This is a genomic window from Geomonas oryzisoli, assembly GCF_018986915.1.
In the GTDB taxonomy this organism is placed as follows: domain Bacteria; phylum Desulfobacterota; class Desulfuromonadia; order Geobacterales; family Geobacteraceae; genus Geomonas; species Geomonas oryzisoli.
In genome coordinates, this window is record NZ_CP076723.1 from 4,522,878 (window position 1) to 4,547,000 (window position 24,123).

18 protein-coding genes are annotated in these 24,123 nt (G+C 62.3%); 7 read left to right on the forward strand and 11 right to left on the reverse strand.

Annotation, left to right across the window (positions count from 1 at the left end):
* Positions 1–212: 212 nt before the first annotated feature.
* The 6 genes from KP004_RS19670 to KP004_RS19695 all read left to right on the forward strand — a co-directional run bounded on the left by KP004_RS19670 (position 213) and on the right by KP004_RS19695 (position 9,097).
* Positions 213–1,289, forward strand: coding sequence for a radical SAM/SPASM domain-containing protein (locus KP004_RS19670; protein WP_216800079.1), 1,077 nt, complete (start codon positions 213–215; stop codon positions 1,287–1,289).
* 213 nt (positions 1,290–1,502) lie between these two features.
* The gene (gene hemE, locus KP004_RS19675; protein ID WP_216500549.1) at positions 1,503–2,522 is read left to right on the forward strand and encodes a uroporphyrinogen decarboxylase; all 1,020 of its coding nucleotides are present in this window, start codon (positions 1,503–1,505) and stop codon (positions 2,520–2,522) included.
* A 117-nt stretch (positions 2,523–2,639) separates the two neighbouring features.
* Complete coding sequence (gene corA / locus KP004_RS19680; protein WP_216800080.1) at positions 2,640–3,593, forward strand: magnesium/cobalt transporter CorA; 954 nt, start codon at positions 2,640–2,642, stop codon at positions 3,591–3,593.
* Positions 3,594–3,705: 112 nt separating this feature from the next.
* Positions 3,706–4,935: an OmpP1/FadL family transporter gene (locus tag KP004_RS19685; protein WP_216800081.1), complete on the forward strand. Its 1,230-nt coding sequence runs from the start codon at positions 3,706–3,708 to the stop codon at positions 4,933–4,935.
* A 317-nt stretch (positions 4,936–5,252) separates the two neighbouring features.
* Positions 5,253–6,194 (forward strand): ABC transporter substrate-binding protein, encoded by a 942-nt coding sequence (locus KP004_RS19690; protein ID WP_216800082.1) that lies wholly within the window; start codon positions 5,253–5,255, stop codon positions 6,192–6,194.
* 26 nt (positions 6,195–6,220) lie between these two features.
* Positions 6,221–9,097, forward strand: a complete 2,877-nt coding sequence (locus KP004_RS19695; RefSeq protein WP_216800083.1) for a hybrid sensor histidine kinase/response regulator — start codon at positions 6,221–6,223, stop codon at positions 9,095–9,097.
* Positions 9,098–9,122: 25 nt separating this feature from the next.
* Here the strand turns inward: KP004_RS19695 and KP004_RS19700 are convergent, their stop codons facing one another.
* The 11 genes from KP004_RS19700 to KP004_RS19750 form a co-directional block, all read right to left on the reverse strand.
* Positions 9,123–10,160, reverse strand: a complete 1,038-nt coding sequence (locus KP004_RS19700) for a cytochrome-c peroxidase (protein ID WP_216800084.1) — start codon at positions 10,158–10,160, stop codon at positions 9,123–9,125.
* Positions 10,161–10,532: 372 nt separating this feature from the next.
* Complete coding sequence (gene gltA / locus KP004_RS19705; protein WP_216800085.1) at positions 10,533–11,942, reverse strand: NADPH-dependent glutamate synthase; 1,410 nt, start codon at positions 11,940–11,942, stop codon at positions 10,533–10,535.
* Positions 11,939–12,787, reverse strand: a complete 849-nt coding sequence (locus KP004_RS19710) for a sulfide/dihydroorotate dehydrogenase-like FAD/NAD-binding protein (RefSeq protein WP_216800086.1) — start codon at positions 12,785–12,787, stop codon at positions 11,939–11,941. The genes gltA and KP004_RS19710 overlap by 4 nt, the downstream gene beginning before the upstream one ends.
* A gap of 285 nt (positions 12,788–13,072) precedes the next feature.
* Positions 13,073–13,948, reverse strand: coding sequence for a DMT family transporter (locus KP004_RS19715; RefSeq protein WP_216800087.1), 876 nt, complete (start codon positions 13,946–13,948; stop codon positions 13,073–13,075).
* A gap of 248 nt (positions 13,949–14,196) precedes the next feature.
* The gene (locus KP004_RS19720; RefSeq protein ID WP_183344149.1) at positions 14,197–15,039 is read right to left on the reverse strand and encodes an FAD/NAD(P)-binding protein; all 843 of its coding nucleotides are present in this window, start codon (positions 15,037–15,039) and stop codon (positions 14,197–14,199) included.
* Positions 15,040–15,223: 184 nt separating this feature from the next.
* Positions 15,224–16,228: a 4Fe-4S dicluster domain-containing protein gene (locus KP004_RS19725; RefSeq protein ID WP_216800088.1), complete on the reverse strand. Its 1,005-nt coding sequence runs from the start codon at positions 16,226–16,228 to the stop codon at positions 15,224–15,226.
* A 220-nt stretch (positions 16,229–16,448) separates the two neighbouring features.
* Positions 16,449–17,393, reverse strand: coding sequence for a ferredoxin family protein (locus KP004_RS19730; protein ID WP_216800089.1), 945 nt, complete (start codon positions 17,391–17,393; stop codon positions 16,449–16,451).
* A 167-nt stretch (positions 17,394–17,560) separates the two neighbouring features.
* Entirely contained in the window at positions 17,561–18,046 is a 486-nt protein-coding gene (locus tag KP004_RS19735; RefSeq protein ID WP_216800090.1) for a hydrogenase iron-sulfur subunit, read from the reverse strand.
* Between the two features lie 127 nt (positions 18,047–18,173).
* Positions 18,174–20,171 (reverse strand): CoB--CoM heterodisulfide reductase iron-sulfur subunit A family protein, encoded by a 1,998-nt coding sequence (locus KP004_RS19740; protein ID WP_216800091.1) that lies wholly within the window; start codon positions 20,169–20,171, stop codon positions 18,174–18,176.
* A gap of 33 nt (positions 20,172–20,204) precedes the next feature.
* A complete protein-coding gene (locus tag KP004_RS19745; protein ID WP_216800092.1) occupies positions 20,205–21,158 on the reverse strand; it encodes a CoB--CoM heterodisulfide reductase iron-sulfur subunit B family protein in 954 nt (317 codons plus the stop codon).
* Complete coding sequence (locus KP004_RS19750; RefSeq protein WP_183344161.1) at positions 21,155–21,739, reverse strand: 4Fe-4S dicluster domain-containing protein; 585 nt, start codon at positions 21,737–21,739, stop codon at positions 21,155–21,157. Before KP004_RS19750 ends, KP004_RS19745 begins: the two co-directional genes overlap by 4 nt.
* 581 nt (positions 21,740–22,320) lie before the next feature.
* Here KP004_RS19750 and KP004_RS19755 point away from each other — a divergent pair.
* On the forward strand, positions 22,321–24,030 hold the full coding sequence (locus tag KP004_RS19755) for an ABC transporter ATP-binding protein (RefSeq protein WP_216802713.1): 1,710 nt from the start codon (positions 22,321–22,323) through the stop codon (positions 24,028–24,030).
* Positions 24,031–24,123: the final 93 nt, after the last annotated feature.

Sequence of the window (24,123 nt, forward strand, 5' to 3'; positions counted from 1 at the left end):
TTCTTCTTGAGTTTACCGAGTCATTCATAGTAAAGTTTGCAGTAAACTTTTTACCTCCTGGATGCCACCTTCGGACGCCGTGTCGCGAAGCCGGCAAACCGAGCGTACCTTGTCGCAGAGCAAACCGTTTTTGGCGTGAATTCGTTCCCTGCCCGAGTCGATTAGCCCCCCGCCGCATCGCAACGCTTTCCAGGGTAACTATTGGAGATACCATGGCCGAAGAGTTCGTACCCAAATGGATCGCCTGGGAAACCACCCAGCGCTGCAACCTCAAATGCGTGCACTGCCGCTGCTCGTCCGAGATGACTTCGTCGGAAGGTGACTTCACCACCGAGGAAGGGAAGAAGCTCTTGAAGGAAATCGCCGACTTCTCCAAGCCGGTCGTGGTACTCTCCGGCGGCGAGCCGCTGATGAGGCCGGATATCTTCGAACTGGCCGAGTACGGCACTTCGCTCGGCCTCAGGATGTGCATGGCGACCAACGGCTCGCTGGTCACCGACGAGGTCTGCGAGAAGATGAAAAAGGCCGACATCAAGATGGTGTCGCTCTCCCTGGACGGCTCCTGCGCCGAGGTCCACGACGACTTCCGCCAGTGCCCGGGCGCCTTCGAGGGCGTCATGAAGGCCGCGGAACTGTTCAGAAAGCACGGCCAGAAGTTCCTGATCAACTCCTCCTTCACCAAAAGGAACCAGACCGACATCGCCGCCACCTTCAAGGTGGCCAAGTCCATCGGCGCCACCGCGTGGTACATGTTCATGATCGTCCCGACCGGCCGCGGCGAGGACATCATGAGCGAACTGATCTCCAAGGAAGACTACGAGGAGATCCTGGACTGGCACTACCACCAGGAGAAGAACGAGGACGACATCCTCATGCGTCCCACCTGCGCGCCGCACTACTACCGCATCGTGCCGCAGAAGGCCAAGGCGGAAGGCGAGAAGTTCGAGCGCCGCTCCCTCACCTTCTCCACCGGCGGCGGCAAGGGGTGCATCGCCGCGCAGACCATCTGCCTCATCGACTGCTTCGGCAACCTGAAGCCCTGCTCCTACTTCCACCGCACCGCGGGCAACGTGAAGGAAACCCCCTTCAAGGAACTCTGGGAAAACTCCGAGATCTTCAAGGACCTGCGTGACTTCAAAGCCTACAAAGGCAAGTGTGGCGAGTGCGAGTACCTGAACGTCTGCGGCGGCTGCCGCGCCCGCGCCGATGCGGTGTACGGCGACTACATGGAAGAGGAACCGTTCTGCAACTACGTGCCCATCAAGGTGCAGAGAAAGCAGAAGGACTAACGGCCGTTCAACGTTCTACGTTCTACGTTGAAACCCTATCCGACTCCCCCCCCTTTGCGAAGGGGGGCCGGGGGGGATTTGATTCTCCCTTCCCAAAAGCAAATCCCCCTAAATCCCCCTTCGCAAAGGGGGACTTTAACCCTCCCCACTTGGTGGAGGGGCACTGCCATGTACTGAACGAGATACGAAAATATTCCACCCAGGAGGATTACTATGAATACTCGATTTTTAGACGCTTGTTGGGGTAAGCCGGTTGACCGAGTGCCCGTATGGCTTATGCGCCAGGCTGGCCGCTATCTCCCCGACTACATGCGCGTCCGCTCCAAATGCACCTTCCTGGAACTGTGCAAGACCCCGGAACTCGCCGCTGAAGTGACCATTCAGCCGGTGGACATCCTGGGCGTCGATGCCGCGATCCTCTTCTCCGACATCCTCACCCCGATCGAGCCGATGGGCATGGAACTGGACTTCACCCCGGGCCCGGTCTTCACCAAGCCGATCCGCACCATGGCCGACGTCGAGGCGCTCAAGATCCCGAAGATGGAGACCGACGTCCCCTACGTGCTGGACGCCGTCAAACTGCTCCGCAAAGAACTCGCTGCCAAGGTGCCCCTGATCGGCTTCGGCGGTGCGCCGTTCACCCTCGCCTGCTACATGGTCGAGGGCAAAGGCTCCAAGGATTTCGCGGCGCTCAAGAAGATGATGTACGCCGAGCCCGAGATCTACGCGGCCCTCATGGACAAGATCACCACCATGGACATGGAGTACCTGAACGCCCAGATCGCTGCCGGCGCGCAGGCCATCCAGATCTTCGACACCTGGGGCGGCATGCTCTCCCCGTCCGACTACGAGCGCTACGTACTCCCCTACACCCAGCGCCTCATCAACGGCCTGAACCGCACCAACGTCCCGGTGATCCACTTCGTCAAGGGCGCCGGCACCATGCTGGAGATCGTCAAGCAGGCCGGCGGCGACGTCATGGGCCTCGACTGGCACGTAAACCTCGGCAAGGCCCGCGACATCCTGGGCGACATGGCGGTGCAGGGCAACCTCGACCCGACCGTGCTCTTCGCTCCCAAGGAGATCATCGAGCGCGAAGTGAAGCGCGTGCTGGACGAGAACGCCGGCAGGCCGGGCCTCATCTTCAACCTGGGCCACGGCATCCTCCCCACCGTGCCGCCGGAGAACGCGATCTTCATGGTCGACTGCGTGCACCGACTGACGCAGAAATAATTCAGGACCACAGACAAGGGCGGCCGATGAGGCCGCCCTTCTTGTTTGAACCCGTAAGGATCCGGCGGCCGTTTTGCCGCGGCCGGCACGCGGCGCCGGACCTCCCTGGAGCGCACCATGCTTAGGCTTTTCAAGATAGACAACGGGCTCATCAAGGAGATGGATTCCCAGAGGGAAGACCTCCCGAACCAGATCCTCAAGGCCGACTGGATCGACGCGCACGAACCGGACGACGAGGAGAGGGACCTCCTTGAGTTGCTGCTGCACACCGATATCCCGGAGTCGGACGAGGTAGACGAGATCGAGATTTCGGCGCGCTGCTTCGTCGACTCGGCCGGCATCCACGTGCACCCGCTGTTCCTTTCCCAGAGCGAGGGGCGTCACATGACGCTCACCGTCGCCTGCATCCTGCAGCAAAACCACCTGATCACCATCCGCGAGGGTGACCTCGCCGATTTCCGCCTGCTGCGCATGCGCGCCCGCCGAGGCCACGTCGAGTGCCGCTCCCCTGCCGAACTCCTGGTCACCCTGCTGGACCAGAAGGTGGAAAACCACGCGGACACCCTCGAGGACATCCACCGCCAGCTCGAAGGGGTGAGCCACATGGTGCTCGAAGACGACAAGTCCGAGCTGGAGGACGCCATCGGCAAACTGGCCCGGCTGGAGGACAGCAACGGGAAGATCCGGCTCTGCCTCATGGATACGCAGAGGGACATCTCGTTTCTCTTGCGCCATCTGCGCGACCGCACCGACCAGACCGAGACGCTCAGGGAGATCGCCCGAGACGTCGAGACCCTGATGTCGCACACCACCTTCCTGTTCGATAAGATCAACTTCCTGATGGATTCGACCCAGGGCTTCATCAACATCGAGCAGAACCAGATCATCAAGATCTTTTCCATTGCCGCGGTCGTGTTCCTCCCCCCTACCCTGGTGGCCAGCATCTACGGGATGAACTTCGAGATCATGCCCGAACTCAAGATGGGGCTTGGTTATCCCTGGGCTTTGCTGCTGATGCTAATCTCGGGATTCGCACCGTACTGGTACTTCAAGCGCAAGGGATGGCTGTAACAGAGACGCGGTAATGCGATTTTACGATGTTGTATACGAATAAATGGATGATTTACTCTTGGTAAGAAAAATGCTATAAGGCAGCTTGAATTAATCTAATTGAGGCGGACTTATGGCGAAGAAAGCGGTTCTGGCAGCGGCGGCAGCACTGGTACTTTCCTTTACCTCACCCGAAGCCTGGGCAACCAACGGCGACACCCTCATCGGTGTGGCGCCGGCGTCCCGCGCCATGGGTGGAGCCGGCGTCGCGGCGCCTCAGGACGCGATCAGCGCCATCTTCGCCAACCCCGCCGCGGTCTGCATGGGCCCCTACTGCCCCGGCAGCGAGTTCGTCTTCGCCTCGACCGTCTACAACCCCTCCGTAAAGGCCATCGTCAGCGTCGGCCCCAGCACGACTACGGCCAAGAGTGACATGAGGCCCTTCGTCATTCCGGCGGTCGGCATGATAACGCCGGTCAGTGACCGCCTTCGCTTCGGCCTGGGCATGTTCGGCATCACCGGCATGGGGGTCGATTACCGCAACAAGGGGATCGACCTCAACCCGCTGAGCCCGGGCGGCGAAGGTGATATCTACACCCAGTTGCAGATCCTCAAATTCGCCCCCAACGTCGCCTTCCTGGTAACCCCGGACTTCTCCATCGGCACTTCGATGCACCTGCTCTACGGTTCCCTCGACCTCGGCCAGGGGACCGCGCACAACTATGGTTTCGGCGAGCAGTTCGGCGCTCTCTATCGCATCGGTTCCGTGTCTCTTGGCGCGAGCTACACCACCCCCGAGAAGATCTCGCACCAGAACGTCACGGACTTCGGCATCGGGCTGCAGAAGCGGGAGCTTGACATGGAGTCGCCGAGGACCGCCTCGGCCGGCGTAGCCTGGCGCCCCACCGACGAGGTTCTCATAGAAGCGGACCTTAAGTGGCTGAACTGGGCCGACGCCGAGGGGTACAGGGAGTTCGACTGGAGCAACCAGTGGGTCTACGCCGTGGGGATGCAGTACAAGGACCCCGACGGCATCACCCTGCGACTGGGCTACAACTACGGCAAGAGCCCGGTCCGGCTGCACAAAGGTTTCGATGCCCAAGGGATGACCAACGTGCAGGGGAACACGATCCCCACGCTTTCCTACGAATACCTGCGCATGATCGGCTTCCCCGCCGTCGCCGAGCACCATTTCACATTCGGGGTCGGCTACCAGTTCTCCAGCAGGTTCGAGGCCCATCTCGGCGGGATGTGCGCCCTCGACAACAGCATCAGCGAGACCGACGCCAGCGGCACCTTCACCTTCGGGTCCAAGGTGCGCGAAACCTCCTACGACCTGGGCCTCATCTGGCACTTCATGTAACCTGCGCCGCGTTTCCGCAGCCGGGAGTACCGGCTGCGGTGCCCACCTCAAAAAATTCAAGTCACCTCCGTATCTGCCGATATATCAAAGCAGAAAATCGACTGTTTCCGCCCTCCCCTCCCCTAGTGAGCAGCGCGCTCTTGTGCTTTGGCCACAGTCGAAGAGTCAATCCCGGAAGCCCTCAAAGAGAAGCCATCATGCAGTTGTTACAGTTCCTGGTAGGTTGGCCCATCCTGCTGTTGTGTCTTGTGGCACTGCCTGTGTATTGCGGGGCCGCCCCCTCCCCTCCACGTCCCGTAAAGGTGATAGAGCTTGGGGTGCAGCCACTGGCATATCCGGTCGGCGCCATCGGATCCGTTCTCGCGCGCGATGCCGTCCTGAAGCGGGATCTGTCGGAGTCGGGGTACCTGCTGCGGGTGGTACCGTTTCGCAAAGGAACCGAGATGGTCGATCGCATGGGGGGGGATTTGAGCGCGGCCATAGTCGGGGACATGCCTGTCATACTGATGGCCCTTCGGGCCGATGTCCGCGTCGTAGGTCTGGCGAAAAAGACCTTCACCTCCCTGGTGGGACGTAACATCACCCTGCTGTCACAGCTTAAAGGGAAGCGGGTGGCATACATGGATGGTTCCTCGGCCCACCACACCCTGTTGCAGGCGCTGTCGAGCGCAGGTCTCAGCGAGCGGGACGTCACGCTGGTGCAGGCGGATCTCGATGCGATGCCGGGGTTGTTGGAGGGGGGGAAGGTGGATGCCTTTGCCGCCTGGGAGCCCGCCCCTACCCTGGCTCTTGTGAAGAACACCGACGCACGGGTCCTGTTCCGGGGAGCCAGCAGCGCATTCTTTCTCCTGTCCGGCAGCTTCGCGCAGAAAGACCCAAAGACGGCTCTTGTCCTGTCGGCAGCGTACATGCGTGCCATGAACTGGATGCGCAAGAGCAACGCCAATCTGCAGCAGGCGGCACTTTGGGCGACAAAGGACGGTGCAGCCCTCAGCCCAAGGGGGGCAAAACTGACGACGAGCCAGATCACTGAGATCACGCGCCGCGAAATCCTCGATGTCCCAGCTGCGCCGGTCATCGTAAGCCTGCCGGGGCGCCCTCCTCTGAAGAACGAATTCGACTTCCTGAAGAAGGTGGGGAAGATTCCCAGGAATTCTTCCTTTGCAGCACTGGAGCGCGCCTTCGCCTACGACGGCCTGCAGCAGGTCCTGAAGTCCCCCCTGCTCTACCGGCTGGCCGAGTTCGAGTACAGACCGTGACTGCGCCGGCACGAAATAAAGTCGGGTTGAACGGCATCCGTGAGCGCGTCATCGCCTATTTCGGCGTACTTTCCTTCCTTGGGTGCGCAGCCCTGCTCCTGGTCCTGATATACGGTGCTCCATGGCTTGGGATCGAGGGGATCCACGGGCTAAAGGAGGCGGAGATCGTCCGCGCCCTGGAAAATGCCGCGGACCAGAAGAAGCAGTCCATCCTCACCTGGCTCGCCTCGCGCCGTACCGAGTTGGCGGTGCTGGCCGATTCCAGCGACTTCGTCGGCGCGACTGCGGCCCTGGTGGATCAGCAGGCCGCGTCGTCCGCCCCTCCACAAGACCAGGTCCAATTTCTCTCCCAGCATCTGATCACTCTCAAGCACACCGGCTCCGATGCCTATGACAGCGTGGCGCTGATAGCGCCGGGAGGAAAGGTCATCGCCGCCAGCGAGCCGGACCAGGTAGGGAGCAACTACCGTTACCGAGAGTTCCTGAACGCCGCTTTCACCGTGGGAGCCACAGAGCAGATCGGCACCGCCTGGCGCGACGGCCATCCGGTGATACTGATCTCTCGGCAGGTCGCGATCCGGGACCGGGCGGGGCGGGAAACCGGGGAGGTGCCGGCAGTCCTGGTCAGCGTGACCAGGCCGCAACAGGGCCTGGAGTCGTTGGCGCTGTTGCCCGGAATCGCCGATGCGGAAGGGAACCAAATGATCCTGGTCGGGGCGCAGGGGGAACTGCTGGCCTCTATACCGGAACGCAAGCCGGAACAGGCGGCCCAGGACCCGCTGCTGGCCACGCTGGCGCGGCAGGCGATGACCATGACCGAGTCGGCGCGCCTGGAAACCCTGGAGGACGGGCGCCGGATCCTCGCCGCGTACCGTTACGTACCACTGGGAGTGGCACAGGGGTGGGGGATCGCGGTGGCGATGGACCAGGAGAAGGCATTTACGCCGCTGGTCTCCACCAAGGCCCGTGCCGTACTGTTTGGGATGACCATGATCGCCCTCGCGCTGGTACTGGTGGGCTGGGGGGGCGGACGTGTGGCCGGCCCGATCCGGGAGCTGAGGAATACGGTGCTGGCCCTGGAGCGCGGCAACCTGTCGGCGCGAACGGAGGCGAAGTACGGTGCACCGCAGGAAATCGCTGACCTTGCCGCAGCCTTCAACAGCATGGCAACGCGCATCGAGGATTCGCACCAGGACCTGGAGAGAAAGGTAGCGGACCGGACCAAGGAACTGCGCCTGGAGAAAGAGAATGCCAGGCGCTATCTGGACCTGGCCGGCGCCATGCTGATGCTTCTTGGGAGCGACGGCTGCATCCGGATGATCAACCGAGCGGGGGCGCAGCTCCTGGGCATGTCGGAGGGTGAGCCGCTCGGGTTGAACTGGTTCGACAACTTCGTGCCTCACGAGCGGAAGCACGAGGTCCGGGAGGTCTTCGATGCCCTGATGCGCGGAGAACAGCAGCTCCTCGAGTTCTACGAGAACCACATCCTGACCCGCGACAAGGGTGAACGGCTCATCTCCTGGCACAACATCCTCATGCGGGACGAGGACGGAACTATCCAGGGCGTGCTCTGCTCCGGTGAGGATGTGACCCAGAAACGGCAGGCGGACCTGGAGCGCGGCGAACTGGAGCGGCAGCTGCTGCACACCCAGAAGCTGGAAAGCCTCGGGGTGCTGGCCGGCGGCATCGCGCACGACTTCAATAACCTGTTGATGGCCATCGGCGGCAACGTGGAACTGGTGCGTCATGTAATCGAGCCGGACAGCCCGGCGATCAAATACCTGGAGAATGCCCACCAGGCGACCAAGCGGGCCGGGGATCTCACCAGGCAGATGCTGGCGTATTCGGGGAAGGGTGGCTACAGCGTTAAACTGGTGGACCTGAACCGCCTGGTCGGGGAGAACGTGGACCTGATGAAGGCTTCCATGCGCAAGGGGGCCACCTTCGCGGTCCAGTTGCAGCCGGAGCTCCCGCTTTTGGAGGCGGATCCCGGGCAGATGCAGCAGATTATCGTGAACCTGGTCACCAACGCCATCGAGGCGGCAGGGGAGGGGGGTACGATAACCGTGGCGACCAGCGTGGCGGAATTCGGCGCGACACAACTGGCAAAGAGCCGCCTGGAGCAAAAGCCTCAACCCGGTACCTTCCTCACCATCCAGGTCGTCGATGACGGCTGCGGCATGGACCGGGCGACCTGCGAGCGCATGTTCGACCCGTTCTTCTCCACGAAGTTTACCGGGAGGGGCCTCGGTCTATCGGCGGTGCAAGGAATCGTGCGGGGGCATAAAGGCGCCATTTTAGTGGAAAGCGCGCCGAAAGCGGGGACCAGGGTGCAGGTCCTTTTCCCGGCCTCGGCACCTAAAAGCGGGCTGCAACCGGCAGATCAAGTGGTACACGCGGTGCAGGACCGGCCGGCTGCAAGGGAAACGGCGCTGGAGCGGGCGTTGGCAAAGCAGGAGAGCGCCAAGGAGGTCGTCGCTGCCGGGGGCGCAGCATCCGCGGAGGGGGAAGAGCCTGAGGGTGCCGCCAGGGAGATGGTCCTCATCGTGGATGACGAAGAGATGGTACGGCTGGTATGTCGGGCCATGCTCCGGGGGCTTGGCTACCGCACCATGGTAGCCTCGGACGGCCCGGAGGCCGTGGCGCTGTTCCGCGAGCATGCCGATGAGATCGGAGTGGTGATCATGGACCTCTCCATGCCCCAGATGGACGGCATGACGGCCGCGGAGCATCTGCGCGGCATCCGGCCCGATGTCCGCATCGTCCTGTCCAGCGGCTTCAGTGCGGCAGAAGAGGCGAGACGGCTGTCCGGACACCATGGCGCCCAGTTCATCCAGAAACCCTATGACCTGGTATCGCTGAAGCAGGTGCTGGGCCAGGCCGACCCTGACCCGTCACCCTAGAACCACATCATCCGGCTCCCCGTCCTCATTTGAGCAGAGGGTGGGGCGTCTCGTCGGAGCCGGGTGGCAACAGCGGATAGGAAAGCCTCGGCTGTCTCCCGGTCAACGTCTTCAGAAAAGCCACCGTATCCTCCACTTCGCCATCCTTCAGCTTTACCCCCAGTTGAGCGGAACTCATCACCAGCACCGCATCGTGGAGCTTCCAGACCTTTCCGGAGTGGAAATAGGGCTGGGTGGCGGCAACGTTACGCAGCGAAGGGGCCTTGAAGACATACCGGTCGCTTTCGGTGTTGGTGACCATGAAACGGCCGGTATCGCCGGCAGGGCGGATTTCGGTAGTCGGGGCCTCCCTGACGCCGAAGGGGTAGTAGCCGACGCCCCCCACGTTGGTGCCGGCATGGCACGGCGCGCACCCCTTGTCCATGAAGATGCGCAGGCCCCGTTTTTCCCTGGCGTTCAAGGCGGCCGCGTCACCCTTCAGGAAACGGTCGAACGGGGAATCCGGGGTGAGCAGCGTCGCCTCGAAGACCTCGATGGCCCGGGCCATGTTGTCGAAGCTGACCGGGTCGGTGGCATGGGGGAAGGCGGACCTGAACAGCGGCAGGTACCCCGGGATGCTTTTCAGTGTCTTCACCACCAGCTCCGGGTTGCTGTTCATCTCGACGGCCGCCTGTACCGGCCCCTTGGCCTGGGTCTGCAGGTCCTTGGCCCGACCGTCCCAGAACTGCGCCACGTCGAAGACCGCGTTGAAGACGGTGGGGGAGTTGCGCGGCCCCTTCTGCCAACCGTGTCCCGTGGAGGTCTCCTGGAGGTCGGCTCCGGCCAATCCCACGTTGTGGCAGGTGTTGCAGCTGATGAGTTGCGAGGACGAGAGTCGTGGATCGAAAAACAGCTTCGCCCCCAGTTCGATCTTGGCCGGGGTGGCCGGATTTCCCTTGAGGGGAGGGGGCTTGGTCGGGACCGGCTTGAACAGCTTGTTGGCGCGCGACATGAGGTCGTCCGCGGCAAAGGCGGAGTGGCAGAGGCAAAGCGGCACGAGCAGCAACAAAAGCATCCTTTTCATGTGGCCTCCTGTTAGCGGTGTGGTGGCAAACCATTAAAAGGTACTTACTGGGAGAGGGGTGTCAACCCGGCGAGGGAGGGGGGGCGGCAGAAGGGACTGGCTCCGTCAGGTGCCTGTCCCTCTCGCGGAACGCTCCTTTCAGCCTTAGCAAGCATTCCAAGCACGGAACGGTCTCCCCCTCCCTTGACGGGAGGGGGCCGGGGGGTTGGTGAAGCTGCAAGCCGAGGAAAAGATGGCCAGTTCTCCCACCCCCTAACCCCCTCCCGCAAGGGGAGGGGGGACCTAAAGCGGTTCTGCGCTGAATGCTCTGATGAACCAAAAGAAAGGGGGCCGTAAGGCCCCCCTTGTTGCTTCCAATCATCTGCGCCGGTTTCAGCGCTTGAGATACTGGTCGATGGCGGCTGCGGCGCGCTTGCCGTCACCCATGGCCAGGATGACGGTCGCGCCGCCCCTGACGATGTCGCCGCCGGCGAAGACGCCGGGGATGCTGGTCTGACCCTCTTCATCGGCCACGACGTTGCCCCACTTGTTCAGCTTGAGATCGGGCGCGGTGGCGGTGAGGAGCGGGTTGGCGTTGGTGCCCACCGCGTTGATCACGATGCCCGCCGGGATGTCGAACTCGGAGTCCGCGACCGGCTGCGGACGGCGGCGGCCGGAATCGTCCGCCGGGCCCAGCTCCATCTTCTGGCAGCGCAGCGCCGACACCCAGCCGTCCTCGGTGCCGACGATGGCGAGAGGGGCGGTCAGCATGATGAACTCCACCCCTTCCTCCTTGGCGTGCTTGATCTCCTCGATCCTGGCCGGCATCTCGGCCTCACCGCGGCGATAGATGATCATGGCGCGCTTGGCGCCCAGTCTGCGGGCGGTCCTGACGCAGTCCATGGCGGTGTTGCCGCCGCCTATGACGGCGACTTCGTCGCGCTGCAGGATCGGCGTCGCGCTGTCCTCCCTGCGACCGGCCTCCATGAGGTTGACGCGGGTCAGGAATTCATTGGCGGCATAGACTCCTTTCAGGTTCTCCCCGGGGATGTTGAGCATGGTGGGGAGGCCTGCGCCGTTGGCGATGAAGACGGCGTCATAGTCCTCGGAGAGCTCGGCGACGGTCAGGGTCTTGCCGATGATCACGTTGCACTCGATGGTGACACCCAGCTCGGCAAGGACCGCCACCTCGCGGTCGATGATCTCCTTGGGAAGACGGAATTCGGGGATGCCGTAGCGGAGCACACCGCCGGTGTCGTGCAGCGCCTCGAAGATGGTTACCTGGTGCCCCATCCGCGCCAGTTCGCCGGCCGCGGTGAGCCCGGCGGGGCCGCAGCCGACCACTGCCACGGATTTGCCGGTCGCTTCCGGCTTCGCCTCTTTGAGCAGGCGGTCCGGGTGCAGCATGGCCCAGTCGGCCACGTAGCGCTCCAGGTAGCCGATGGCCACGGCGTCGCCTTTCTTGCCGCGCACGCAAAGGGCCTCGCACTGGGTCTCCTGGGGGCAGACCCTGCCGCAGACCGCGGGGAGGGCGTTGTCGCCGCGCAGGATCTTGGCGGCCTTGGGGAGGTCGTCGCAAGCGAGGGCGTCGATGAACTCGGGGATGGAGACGCCGACCGGGCAGCCGGCGACGCAGTTCCTGGTCTTGCACTGCAGGCAGCGCTGCGCCTCGGAAAGCGCCTGGTCCGCGGAGAGCCCCAGGTTTACTTCCTCGAAGTTTGTGCTCCGCTCGTCCGCGGGTAGTTCCGGCATGTGGACCCTATCTATAGCCATCCTCTCTTTGGGGGACAGGTCGTTACTCACTTCGCTACCTCCTTAGCCAGTTTGCAGCCCTCGGCTGCGTGCCTTGCCGCCTCTTCCTTGCGATAGCTGGTCAGACGATCGGAAAGACCGTCGAAATCAACCAGATGCGCGTCGAACTCGGGCCCGTCGACGCAGGCGAATTTCGTTTCGCTGCCGACCTGGACGCGGCAGCCGCCGCACATCCCGGTGCCGTCGATCATGATCGGGTTGAGGCTGACGATGGTCTCTATGCCCGGCTCGCGGGTCAGGTTGGCGACCGCCTTCATCATCGGAACCGGCCCCACGGCGAAGACCGCCTGCGGCGCGCGGGCCGGGTCGGCGATCATCTCGGAAAGGGGACCGGTGACGAAACCCTTGTAGCCCAGGCTGCCGTCCTCGGTGGTGATCAGCAGGTTCTTGGAAAGCGCCCCCAGTTCGTCCGCGAGGATGACGTAGCGCTCCGAGCGTCCGCCGATAATGGTGGTGATCTCGTTGCCGGCCTCGGCCAGCGCTTTCACCAGCGGGAAAAGCACGGCGGTGCCGACGCCGCCCCCGACGCAAACGACTCGACCCCAGTTGGTGATGTGAGTCTCTTTGCCCAGGGGGCCGGCCACGTCACGAATGAAGCCGCCGACCGGGGTCGAGACGATCTTTCGTGTCGAGGCGCCGATGGCCTGTATGAACAGGGTGATGGTCCCGGCTGCCGGGTCCGCGTCGCCGATGGTCAGCGGGATCCGTTCTTCGCCCTGAGCCAGTCTGACCATGACGAACTGTCCCGCCTTCCTGGCTTTGGCGATCCGGGGAGCGACCAACACCATCTTGTGGAGGTTTTCCGCGAGAATCTCGTTGCTTACAACTTCGAACATTGGGTCACCTTCTTGGAGGAGAGTATGTGCTGCAGCTGTTTTAGCGTAGTGAATACGATATCAGCTGTGAGGGAAAAAGCGCAAGGAAGTATACGGAAAGTCAGGGGTAATGAACAATTGACAATGGAGGAGGGGACTGGCTCCGCCAGGTGCCTGTCCCCTTAGTGCTTGAGGAAGCTGGCTGAGCTGAAAGGAGCGTTCCGCTAGAGAGGGACAGGCACCTAAAGGAGCCAGTCCCTTCGGCACCCGCCCCCGGAGGGGGAGGGCTGGGGAGGGGGAAGAGGCTTATCCCTTCACCTTATACGTCGCGCAGATGATGCCGGCGAAGATGAGCACGATCCCCGCCACGTGGAAGCTCTGCAGCCGCTCGCCCAGAAACGCCACCGCCATGATGGTGCTGAAGGCGGGCATCAGGTGCACGAACTGCCCGCCCACGTGCGGCCCCACCTGGCGCAGGCCGTGGTTCCAGGCGGTGAAGGCAACCACGGAGGCGAGGACCCCCACATACAGGACGCTGAGGATGGTGGGGAGGTTGAAGGTCATCAGGTGCCCCTGGGAGATCTCGTACCCGTAGAACGGGATGAGCAGCACCAGGCCGCACACGGTCATGGAGAACAGGAACACGAACGGGTTCAGACCCTGCGGGTAGCGCTTGATGGCGACGGAGTAGAGGCCCCAGGCGATAGCGGCCAGGAGCACCAGCAGGTCGCCGCGGTTGAAGGTCAGGGTGAGGATGCGGGACGGGTCGCCCCGCAGGATGATGGCGGCGACACCGATAAGGGACAGGGCAATTCCGGCGTGCTGGCGCAGCATGACCCGCTGCCCGTAGAAGATGCGCGCGAACATGATGATGAAGATTGGGATGGCGGAGTTGACCAGTGCCGCGTTGATGGCGGTGGTCCAGTGCATGGCCGTGTAGATCAGGAAGTTGAACAGGGTGACGCCGAACAGGCCGGAGATGCCGACCAGCGGCAGGTTGGCCCGGATGATGGGCCACTGCTCGCGCAGACGCGGCAGCACCACCGGGAGGAGCACGATAAGCGCCACTACCCAGCGCCAGAACACGAAACCGGCAGGGGGGATCACGTTGTTCATCGCCCGACTGATCACGAAGTTCCCGGACCAGATCAGGGCGCTCAGGGTTAGGAGGAGGTACGGCATCGCATATCCTGTCACAGAGTAAGGGTGGCGCCAAAGGCGAAAGACTCTCTCATTTTAGGTACTTGTGTCAAGCAAATTGAACAGGGATAAAAGGGATAAAGGCGGATGAAAAACAAAACCCTCCCGGAAGGGGAGGGCAGGGGAGGGCAGGGGAGGGCAGGGGAGGGGGGGCAGGTTGAACTCGGGTTGTGTGGCCGTAAGAAAAGGGGACAGGCACCTGCGGAGCCAGTCCCCTTCACGCAAAGTGCCTAGAACTCCTGGGACATTGCCTTCACTTGGCGGGCGGTGAAGACCGGGCCGTCTTTGCAGACGTAGACGTTGCCGACGTTGCAGCGACCGCACTTGCCGACGCCGCACTTCATCCGGTTCTCCAAGGTGGTGTAGATGTTGTCGTCGGTGAAACCGAGGCGCTCGAGAACCGGGAGGGTGAACTTGATCATGATCGGCGGGCCGCAGACCAGCGCAATGGTGTTTTCGGCGCTGGGCGCCGCTTCTTCCAGCACGGTGGGGACGAAACCGACTTTGCCGTCGAAATCCGGACCGGCGCCGCCGGGATCCACGCACTTCACCAGGCGCACGTCGTCGCGCTCCTGCCACTCCTTCAGTTCGTGCTTGTAGACCAGATCCGCTTCCGAGCGGGCGCCGTAGACGATGGTGATGTCCTTGAACTTGTCGCGCAGGTCCAGGCAGTTCCAGATCACGGTCCTAAGCGGCGGCAGGGCGATGCCCCCCGCGATGAAGACCAGGCTTTTGCCGTAGAACTCCTCGATGGGAAAGGAGTTGCCGTAGGGGCCGCGCACGCCGACAGTGTCGCCGACTTCGAGCCTTCTCAGCGACTCGGTCACCCGCCCCACGCTCCTGAAGCAGCACTCGATGTACCCCTTGCGGGTAGGAGCCGACGCTATGCAGAAGGTCGATTCGCCGAAGCCGAAGGAGGAGTATTCCGCGAACTGGCCGGCGCGGAAGCTGAAGTTCTCCCGGACCTGCTCGTCCTGGAACACCAGGCGCAGGGTCCTGACGTCAGGGGTCTCGTCGACGATGGCCTCGATGGTGGCAAGGTTGGGGAGGTAGATATTGTCTGATTTGCACATGTAAATTTCTCCAGAAAGCGAAAAACATCAAAAGCAGTTACGCAAAGGACACGAAGAATCCGCGAAGCACCCAAAGAAGGGCTTTTCAGGGTTTTAAACCTTTAAGAGCTTCTGATTTAATTGCGCCCTTCGCGACTACTCGGCGTTCTTTGCGTAACAGCTTCCAGGTTTTGGGTTTTGCGCTTTATTTGCTGTTTATCTGCTCCAGTATTTCCGCGATGTCGATGCCGACCGGGCAGGCGCGGATGCAGCGGCCGCAGCCGGTGCAAAGGGTCTTGCCGAACTTGTCGTCGTAGTACTTGAACTTGTGCATGATCCGGTTCCGGTAACGCTTGTTCTGCACGTCGCGCGGGTTATGGCCGGACGCGTGGTTGGTGAACTTGGCGAAGCCGCAGGCATCCCAGTGCTTGCGCCTGACGCCGTCGTCCGTGCTCCCCTCGTCGTTGATGTCGAAACAGTGGCAGGCCGGGCAGATGAAGGCACAGGCGCCGCAGCCGACGCAGATGTCGGCGATCTTCTCCCAGAGCGGATCCTCGAAGTGCTCTTCCAACCACTTCTTGATCTTGACCAGGTCGAGCTTCTCGACCGCCTGATCGACGAAAGGTTTCGGCTCGGCGCCCGCCCCCTCGGCGAACAGGTTTTGGTGCGCTGCCACCAGGGCCTGCCCTTTTTCCGTCACCGCCTTGCAGGCGTAGGAGCCGTCCTTGAGCGGGGTCAGGAACAGGTCGCTCCCCGCCTCGGCGTCCGGCGCGAGTCCTACCGCGCGACAGAAGCAGGCATCGTCACCCTTGGTGCAGGCGATGCCGACGATGGTGCTCTTGCGGCGGCGCTCCAGGTAGAACTCGTCCTTGTAATCCCAGGACATGACGGCGTCCAGGATGGCGGGGGAGCCGGCATCGCAGGGGGGCGCGCCGATCAGCACCGCCTCAGGGAACTTGGAGCGATCCATGTCGGACACCTTCATGGCGCCGTTTTCCCGCTTGTAGGAGAGGATGTCCTCGCAGATCGGGAAGAACAGCTCCTTCGAGGAGCGGCGCGGCAGCGCATCGAGGGTGAGGTCCGAGCCCGCCGTCAGCGGTTCATAGAGCACCACCGACCCGGACAGTTTCGGTCCCACCACGAGTTTGGCTTCCTTGACCAGGAGGTCGATCAGATTGCGAAGGTTCTGTTCCGTAATGATCTGCGGCATAGGGTTGTCTCTTTGTGTGCCGACCTTCTTAATCCCCTCTCCCTCCGGGAGAGGGGCAGGGGTGAGGGCCGCTGCTGACTGTTGAAATCAGGCTCTGTTTGAGCTCCTCCCCCCGGAGGGGGGAGGCTGGGAGGGGGGAAGCTTGGCGGTTGAAATCCCCCTCCCTGTCCCTCCCCCTCCGGGTGAGGGGACGTGAGGCTACGGTTTCAGCTTCTTGTATCTACTTGATGAAAGACTGGTCGTCGTTTTCCTTGTACTCGTTGAGCGGTCCCTTCTCCACCGGTGTGAGGCCCGCTTCGAAATCGTAAAGCTCCTTCAGTTCCTGGGCCATGCGACGGTTCAACAGGTTGAGCGGGATGTCCATGGGACAGACGCGCTCGCACTCGGCGCAACCGCCGCAACGCCCGGCAAGGTGCATGGCGCGCACGAGGTGCCAGGCCATGTTGCCGGCGGGGCGTGGCGAACTCTCCACCGCCTGCGGCCGGTTCTTGTCGCACAGGCACTGTTCGCAGTAGCAGAAGGGGCAGACCTGGCGGCAGGCCATGCAGCGGATGCAGCGGGAGAAATGCTCCTTCCAGAACGCCCAGCGCTCCGTCTGCGGCATCGCCTCGATGCGCGCCATTTCCTCCGCTTCCTCCGGGGTCAGATCGGCAAGCTCGGCGTGCGTTCCGGCGGCGACGTCGGCCCCTTCCGGCATGTGCACCGTGCACTCGCGGCACTTGCGGGCGATGTTTTCCTCGGTGAGAGTGCCGGTCCGCTGCACGCCGAAGCCGTACACGCCAGGGCAGACCACGCCGATGATGAAGAGGTCCTCGCGCTGGAGCTGCGATTCCGTCATCAGTCCGGCCAGCGCGCGCATGTCGCATCCCTTGGCGACGATGCCGACCTTGCCCTGCTTCAGCACCCCTTTCTTGGCCTTGGTGAGGTAGACCGAGAGGTTGTTGACGCAGGCGGGCGAGAAGATGAGCTTTTCCGCTTCTTCCACCGTGGTGACCAGTGCGGGGCTCGCGGTCCCTTTGCGGCGGCCGGGGAGGTAGCCGACGACGCCGACCACCGTCTCATTCTTCAGGATCTTTACAGCTTCCTTGCGGATCGCCTCGGTGATCGCCTCATAATAGGCGGGCTCGATGCTGGTCACGTGGTTCTTGTTTGCTTTAGCGTTCATGTCTGATCCGTTGGCGCCGCGGCAGATGCCGGACGCAAGTTGTGTCGGTAGGGAGCGGAATCCTCCCCCTCCCTAACCCTCCCCCTCCGGGGGAGGGGACTATGGCGCTTCTTCTTGCTCCTCCCCCCGGAGGGGGGAGGTTGGGAGGGGGGGCTACCCCCAGCCAATCAGCCGATGCTGTCGTAGGCCTCTTTAAGCTCCGGGGTATTGATGGCGCCAGACCACTGTTCCTCGTGCTCGAGCTCCTTGAATTCCGGCATCGGCCCCATGGTGCGCACCCGTTCGGTCAGCTCCGTCACCACGTCGACCCACTTGCCCCCTTCGGCAGCCGAGACCCAGGAGAACTGGAGCCGGTTCAGGTCGACGCCGACGAAGTTCAAGAGCGCCCGGAACGCGGCGAAGCGGCGCCGGGCGTGGAAGTTGCCCGCCATGTAGTGGCAGTCGCCCGGGTGGCACCCGGAAACCAGCACCCCGTCCGCCCCCTTCTGGAAGGCGCGCAGGATGAAGACCGGGTCGATCCTTCCCGTACAGGGGAACTTGAGCACCCGGACGTTGGGCGGGTACTGCATCCGGCTGGTGCCCGCGAGGTCCGCCCCCGCGTAGGTGCACCAGGTACAGACGAAGGCGACTATCTTTGGTTCGAAATCGTGCATGGAAACCTCAGAACCCGTTCTACGTTCTATGTTCTACGTTCTACGTTGAGAGGCAGAACCAGACCGAAGACGAGCTTTAGATTTAGGTGTTAACGTAGGACATAGGACGTAGAACGTAGAACTGCCGTTAAAGCGCCTCTATCATCGCCATGATCTGCTCGTCGGTATAGCCGTCGAGCTCGATGGACTTGGACGGGCAGGTGGCCTGGCAGGTGCCGCAGCCGCCGCAGACGCCCGGGTTCACATAGGCGACCTTCTTCACCAGGTTCCCCTGGCGGTCCCGGATCTCCTTCTCCTCGATGGCGCCGTAGGCGCAGACCTTCTTGCAGGCGAAGCAGCCGACGCAGTACTTCTCGTTCACCTTGGCGACCACCGGGTCGCGCTCCAGCTTGTCCTTGGCGAACAGCGTCATCACCTTGGCCGCCGCGGCCGAAGCCTGGCTTACCGTATCCGGGATGTCCTTCGGCCCCTGGCAGGCGCCGGCAAGATAGATCCCGGCAGTGGCGCACTCGACCGGCTTCAGCTTCGCGTGGGCCTCGGAGTAGAAGTTGTACTTGTCGTAGGAGATGCCGAGCTTCTGCGCCAGCAGATCCGCGCCGTCCTGGGGCTGCACCGCGGTCGCTAGTACCACGAGATCGGCCTCGATCTCGACCTGGACGCCGACCTGGATGTCGCTCCCCATCACGACGATCTTGTCGCCGCGCTGGTACATGCGGGAGACCATCCCCCTGATGTAGACCGCTTCCTCTTCCTCGACTGCGCGGCGCCAGAATTCGTCGTACCCCTTGCCCGGCGTCCTCGCGTCCATGAAGAAGACGTAGGCCTGTCCGTCGTGCACCTTGTGGTGGTAGAGCATGGTGTGCTTCGCGGTGTACATGCAGCAGACCTTGGAGCAGTAGGAGATCCCTTTCTCCCTGGCGCGTGAGCCGACGCACTGGATGAAGACCACCTGCTTGGGCTCCTTGCCGTCGGAAGGCCTGAGGATCTTGCCGCCGGTAGGTCCCGAGGCGGAGGCGAGGCGCTCGAAGGTCATGCCGTCGATGATGTCGGGGATGGTGCCGTAGCCGAATTCGCCGTAACCCTGGATGGGGCTACCTTCGGGTTTCCTGTCAATGGTGTAGAGCTTGAAGCCGGTGGCGACCACGATGGCGCCCACGTCCTCGACGGTGAGGGTGTCCTGCTGCTCGTAGTCCACCGCGCCCGGCCCGCAGACCTTGGCGCAGACGCCGCACTTGCCGCTTTGGAACATGGTGCAGTTCTCGCGGTCGATCACCGGCGTGTTGGGGACCGCCTGCGGGAAGGGGACGTAGATGGCGGGGCGCATGCCGTGCCCCTGGTCGAACTCGTTGGGGATCTTCTTCTTCGGGCATTTGGTCATGCAGACGCCGCAGCCGGTGCACTTGGACTCGTCCACCGAGCGCGCCTTGTGCTTCACGGTCACCTGGAAGTTGCCGATGTAGCCGTCCACCTTCTCGATTTCGCAATAGGTGTAGAGGGTGATGTTCGGGTGGTTCGCCACGTCGACCATCTTCGGGGTCATGATGCACTGGGAGCAGTCGAGGGTCGGGAAGGTCTCGGAGAGTTGCGCCATGTGGCCGCCGATGGAGGGCTCACGCTCCACCAGCACCACCTTGTGCCCCGCGTCGGCGATGTCGAGAGCCGCCTGAATGCCGGCGATGCCGCCGCCGATAACGAGTGCGCGCTTGGTGACCGGCACGGTGATCGGCGCCAGCGACTTCCCTTTCCTGACCCTTTCCACCATCAGCTTCACGATGTCCTTGGCCTTGGCGGTCGCCATGTCCCGGTCCTCGTGGACCCAGGAACAGTGCTCGCGGATGTTGGCCATCTCGCACAGGTACGGGTTCAGCCCCGCCGCCTCGGCCGCTTTCCGGAAGGTCTTCTCGTGCATGCGCGGGCTGCAGGCCGCCACCAGGACGCCGTCCAGCTTGTGCTCGGCGACCGCCTTCTTCAACAGGGTCTGCCCCGGGTCCGAACACATGTACTTGTAATCGCAGGAGAAGGCGACGCCGGGGATCTCCCCCGCGGCCTTCGCCACCTGCTCCACATCCACCGTGCGGGAGATGTTCTCACCGCAGTGGCACACAAAAACGCCGATTCTGGACATAAGCTCCTCAATCCATGCGCTGCCGCCCGCGGGCTACAGCAGCTGTTTATCTCTCAACAGCGGTTTCGGGTCGGTGATGACGCTTTCGAAACCGAGGCTCTCCGAGGCAACCCCCATCGCCAGCGCCGCCAACTGGGTGACGTAGAAGATGGGGAGGTCGCGCTGGTCGGGGGCGCTGCCGCCGTGCAACTCGGAACCGAAGATGTTGCCGAACAGGGTGGAGTCGGGAGCGCCGTAGGCCTCCTTGATCTCCTTCTGGCGGATATCCAGGTTGCCGTGGCACAAGGGGCAGGCGACCATGATGCAGTCCGCGCCGGCGATGCGCGCCGACTCCAGGATGGCGTTGGAGAGTTTGAGCACCACGCCCGGACGGGACAGGGTGAAGTTCGCGCCGCAGCATTCCATGCGGTGGCTCCACTTGACCGGCTCGGCGCCCAGCGCGCGCAGGAGGTCTTCCATGATGCTCGGGTCCTCGCAGTCGTCCAGCTCCGGTACTTCCGGGGGGCGGGTCAAGAGGCAGCCGTAGTAGGGAGCGACCTTGAGTCCCATGAGCGGCTTCTTGACGCTCTCCTCGAGCTTGCCGAGGCCGTATTCGCGGGCCAGGATCTCCAGGATGTGCTTGACCGGCTTGTTGAGCGCAGCCGGCCCGTCGATGGCGACCTCGACCTGCTTTCTCTTGGTCTCGTCCCCTTTCAGATGATGCTGGGTGGTCTTGAGGCGCGAGAAGCAGGCGGCGCAGGCGACGGCCAGGTCACCCTCGACCTCTTCGGCCAGGGAAAGGTTCTTGGCGCAGAGCGAGAGCGACAGGAGTTCGTCCACGTTGTGCGCCGGGGTGGCGCCGCAGCAGAACCAGTCCGGCACTTCCTTCAGCCCCACGTTGAGCGCCTTGAACAGCGCGCGGGTGGAGATATCGTATTCGCGCCCGGAGGCGTGCAGCGAGCACCCCGGGTAGTAGGAATAACTAAGACGTTTCTTGCCTGGTGTCACAGCGCCTCCCCTTTCTTGCGCATCTCCTCGATCCGCTTGAAGATCCCTTCGATCTCCGCGATGTTCTTGTTCTTGGAATGGAACATCTTCAGCTTGCCCTTGGAGATCAGCTTAGGTCCGAGCATGAGGTCCTTCAGGAACTGCCCGCTTTTCATGTTGAAGGCGGCGCCCAGGCGGAGCTCATACTGACGGCCGTAGGTGCGGATGTTCTCGATGAAGAGCCTGTTGGCGAGCTGCACGTAGCTTTCTTTCGAGGGACCGTCGGCATCCCAGGAGAGTTTTCTCAGCGCGTCCATGATGGCGGCGAGATCGACCTTGTTGGGGCAGCGGGTGGTGCAGGTCTCGCAGGAGGCGCAGTACCAGATGGAGCGCCCCGCGAGGATGCGCTGCCCCTGCCCCAACTGCAGCAGGCGCACCACCCGGTTGGGGGGATGCTCCATGAAGGTGGACATGGGGCAGCCTGCCGAGCACTTGCCGCACTGGAAGCAGCGCCGCACGGAACTGCCGGAGAGTGCTTCCACCTTCTTCACGAACCCGATGTTCATGGTCTCGTTGGAGAGGTGCATCAACTTGTTTTTCACTGCGGACCTCGTGATTGGGTAATGGTCGTTCGACCAATCGGTTGATAAACGGCTAAAGATGATACGCCCAATGAAAGCCAAAAAGCAAGGGCTTCATGGGACGTTATTTTGAATTACAAGAACATCGTTTTAAAATGAAGGAAATTTCTGTCATACGAAAATTTCGAATGGACTATACGCCATTTTAAAACAAAAAAGCAAGCATTTGTTTTCGATGAAACTGTCTGAAAAAGATAGACTTTTGTCAGAATGTCACTGGAAATGGCCGTTTTGGGTGGCGCTATGACAGAAAAAAAATCCAAAAAACGCGAAATTTTAGAACAAGCGATCGCTTGTTATTGTCTCGGCTGAAAGTAGCTGATGTAGCGCGGGAATTGGTTAAAAAATTCCGATTTCGGGAAATTCTGACTGCACAGCGGTTTGGCGGGGTCAAAACGCGGCGTTTACGTTTTTTTAAAACATCGCCGGCTAATTATTGGAATTGGCAAATACTTTGACAGAAAAAACGAAATGTAATAATACTGTCGGCGCGTTATCTCGCGAGGTGAGCCATCGGCGAATTGACAAGACTATACCGCTACATGCGCAGCCGCCGGGGGGCTTACCTGTTGGGAGCCCTGCTGCTGGTGGGGACCAACCTGTGCGGGCTCGCCATACCGTGGCTCTTGAAGCTGGCCATCGAAGCCTTGCAGGCGCCGGCCAAGGCCGGCTATACCCCGGCACAGTACGGCGGGATGATCGCCGCCGCCGCCGTGGCGCAGGGAGTCATCCGCGTCTTTTCCCGCATCACCCTCTTGAACGCCGGGCGACGCATCGAGTATGAACTGCGCGAGGATCTCTACGCGAAGCTGCTCACCCTGGATCGTACCTACTTCTCCAACTGGCGCACCGGCGACATCCTGTCCCGTCTTGCCAACGATCTCACCAACGTGAGGATGCTGCTCGGTTTCGGTGTCCTGAGCCTTCTGAACACGGTGGTGATCTACACAGCCTCTCTGATCCTCCTCACCCGGATTTCCCCGTTTCTCACCCTGTGTGCCGTGCTCCCCTTCCCGGTCATGATCCTGATCGTTAAGCAGATGAGCGCCAACATGTTCCGCGTCTCCAAACGGACCCAGGAAGCGCTGGCCCGGCTTACCACGAAGGTCGAGGAAAACGTCTCCGCCGCGGCGGTGGTGCGGGCGTACTGCCGTGAGGACGGAGAGATCGAAAGTTTCGGCGCCGTATGCGACAGCTACAGCGACGCCAGCATGGCGATGGCCAAGATCCGCGGCATGATGCTGCCGGTCATGGCGGCGACGGGAGCCATCGGCACCCTGGTCATCCTCTTTGTCGGCGGCAACCAGGTCATCAGCGGCAAGCTTACCCTGGGCGGCTTCGTCGCCTTCAACGGCTATCTCGCCATGCTGGTGTGGCCCACCATCATGTTCGGATGGATCCTCAACCTGGTGCAAAGGGGGGCCGCATCGATGACCCGCCTGGGCGAGATACTGAACGCCACCGCCGAGGTCGTGGAGCCGGAGCAGCCCGTCGATCCCGGCGAGATCGGGGGGGAAATCGAGTACCGCAACTTCAGCTTCAGCTACGGCAGCGCCGAGATGTTGCGCGGTATCGATCTTAAGATCGCGCGCGGGGCCCGCATCGGCATCGTCGGGGTGGTGGGGAGCGGCAAGTCGACCCTGGTGCGCATGATTCCGCGGCTCTTCCCGGTGGCCGACGGCACGCTCTTTATCGACGGCGTCGACCTGAACCGGCTCCCCCTGCAGCGTATCCGCGCCGCAGTGGGCTTCGTGCCCCAGGAGACCTTTCTTTTCTCCCGCACCATTGCCGAGAACATCGCCTACGGCAAGCACGGCGCCACCCGTGAAGACATCGAGCGCGCCGCCAGGATCGCGGGGCTGTCCGGCGATCTCACCAGGTTCCCTCAGGGGCTGGACACACTGGTCGGGGAGCGGGGTGTGACCCTGTCCGGCGGGCAGAAGCAGCGTGTCTCCATCGCCCGGGCGTTGATCAAGGAGCCGAGCATACTGATATTGGACGATCCCCTTTCCGCCGTCGATGCCGACACCGAGGAGGAGATTCTCTCCGCACTCTCCGGCTATTACGGCAAGAGGACCGTGCTGATCGTATCGCATCGGCTGTCGCCGCTGCGTAACTGCGACCGGATCATCGTCCTGGAGCAGGGGAGCATCGTGGAAGAGGGGAGCCATGCGGAGCTGTTGGAACTCGGCGGTCGCTACGCCGCCATCCACAGGGAAGAGCAGTTGAAGGCGGAGATAGAGAGGCTTTAAAGGCCAAGGCGTCAACGCAAAGGCGCAAAGGCGCTAAGACGCAGGGAAAAGCAGGAAGCGGGTTTTAAACCTTTTCAAAGATTCTCTTTGCGT

Bases quoted from the DNA above. Each gene is read 5' to 3' on its own strand.
- KP004_RS19670 (WP_216800079.1), top strand. From the start codon at position 213: ATGGCCGAAGAGTTCGTACCCAAATGGATCGCCTGGGAAACCACCCAG.
- hemE (WP_216500549.1), top strand. From the start codon at position 1,503: ATGAATACTCGATTTTTAGACGCTTGTTGGGGTAAGCCGGTTGACCGA.
- corA (WP_216800080.1), top strand. From the start codon at position 2,640: ATGCTTAGGCTTTTCAAGATAGACAACGGGCTCATCAAGGAGATGGAT.
- KP004_RS19685 (WP_216800081.1), top strand. From the start codon at position 3,706: ATGGCGAAGAAAGCGGTTCTGGCAGCGGCGGCAGCACTGGTACTTTCC.
- KP004_RS19700 (WP_216800084.1), bottom strand. From the start codon at position 10,160: ATGAAAAGGATGCTTTTGTTGCTGCTCGTGCCGCTTTGCCTCTGCCAC.
- KP004_RS19710 (WP_216800086.1), bottom strand. From the start codon at position 12,787: ATGTTCGAAGTTGTAAGCAACGAGATTCTCGCGGAAAACCTCCACAAG.
- KP004_RS19715 (WP_216800087.1), bottom strand. From the start codon at position 13,948: ATGCCGTACCTCCTCCTAACCCTGAGCGCCCTGATCTGGTCCGGGAAC.
- KP004_RS19720 (WP_183344149.1), bottom strand. From the start codon at position 15,039: ATGTGCAAATCAGACAATATCTACCTCCCCAACCTTGCCACCATCGAG.
- KP004_RS19725 (WP_216800088.1), bottom strand. From the start codon at position 16,228: ATGCCGCAGATCATTACGGAACAGAACCTTCGCAATCTGATCGACCTC.
- KP004_RS19730 (WP_216800089.1), bottom strand. From the start codon at position 17,393: ATGAACGCTAAAGCAAACAAGAACCACGTGACCAGCATCGAGCCCGCC.
- KP004_RS19735 (WP_216800090.1), bottom strand. From the start codon at position 18,046: ATGCACGATTTCGAACCAAAGATAGTCGCCTTCGTCTGTACCTGGTGC.
- KP004_RS19740 (WP_216800091.1), bottom strand. From the start codon at position 20,171: ATGTCCAGAATCGGCGTTTTTGTGTGCCACTGCGGTGAGAACATCTCC.
- KP004_RS19755 (WP_216802713.1), top strand. From the start codon at position 22,321: ATGCGCAGCCGCCGGGGGGCTTACCTGTTGGGAGCCCTGCTGCTGGTG.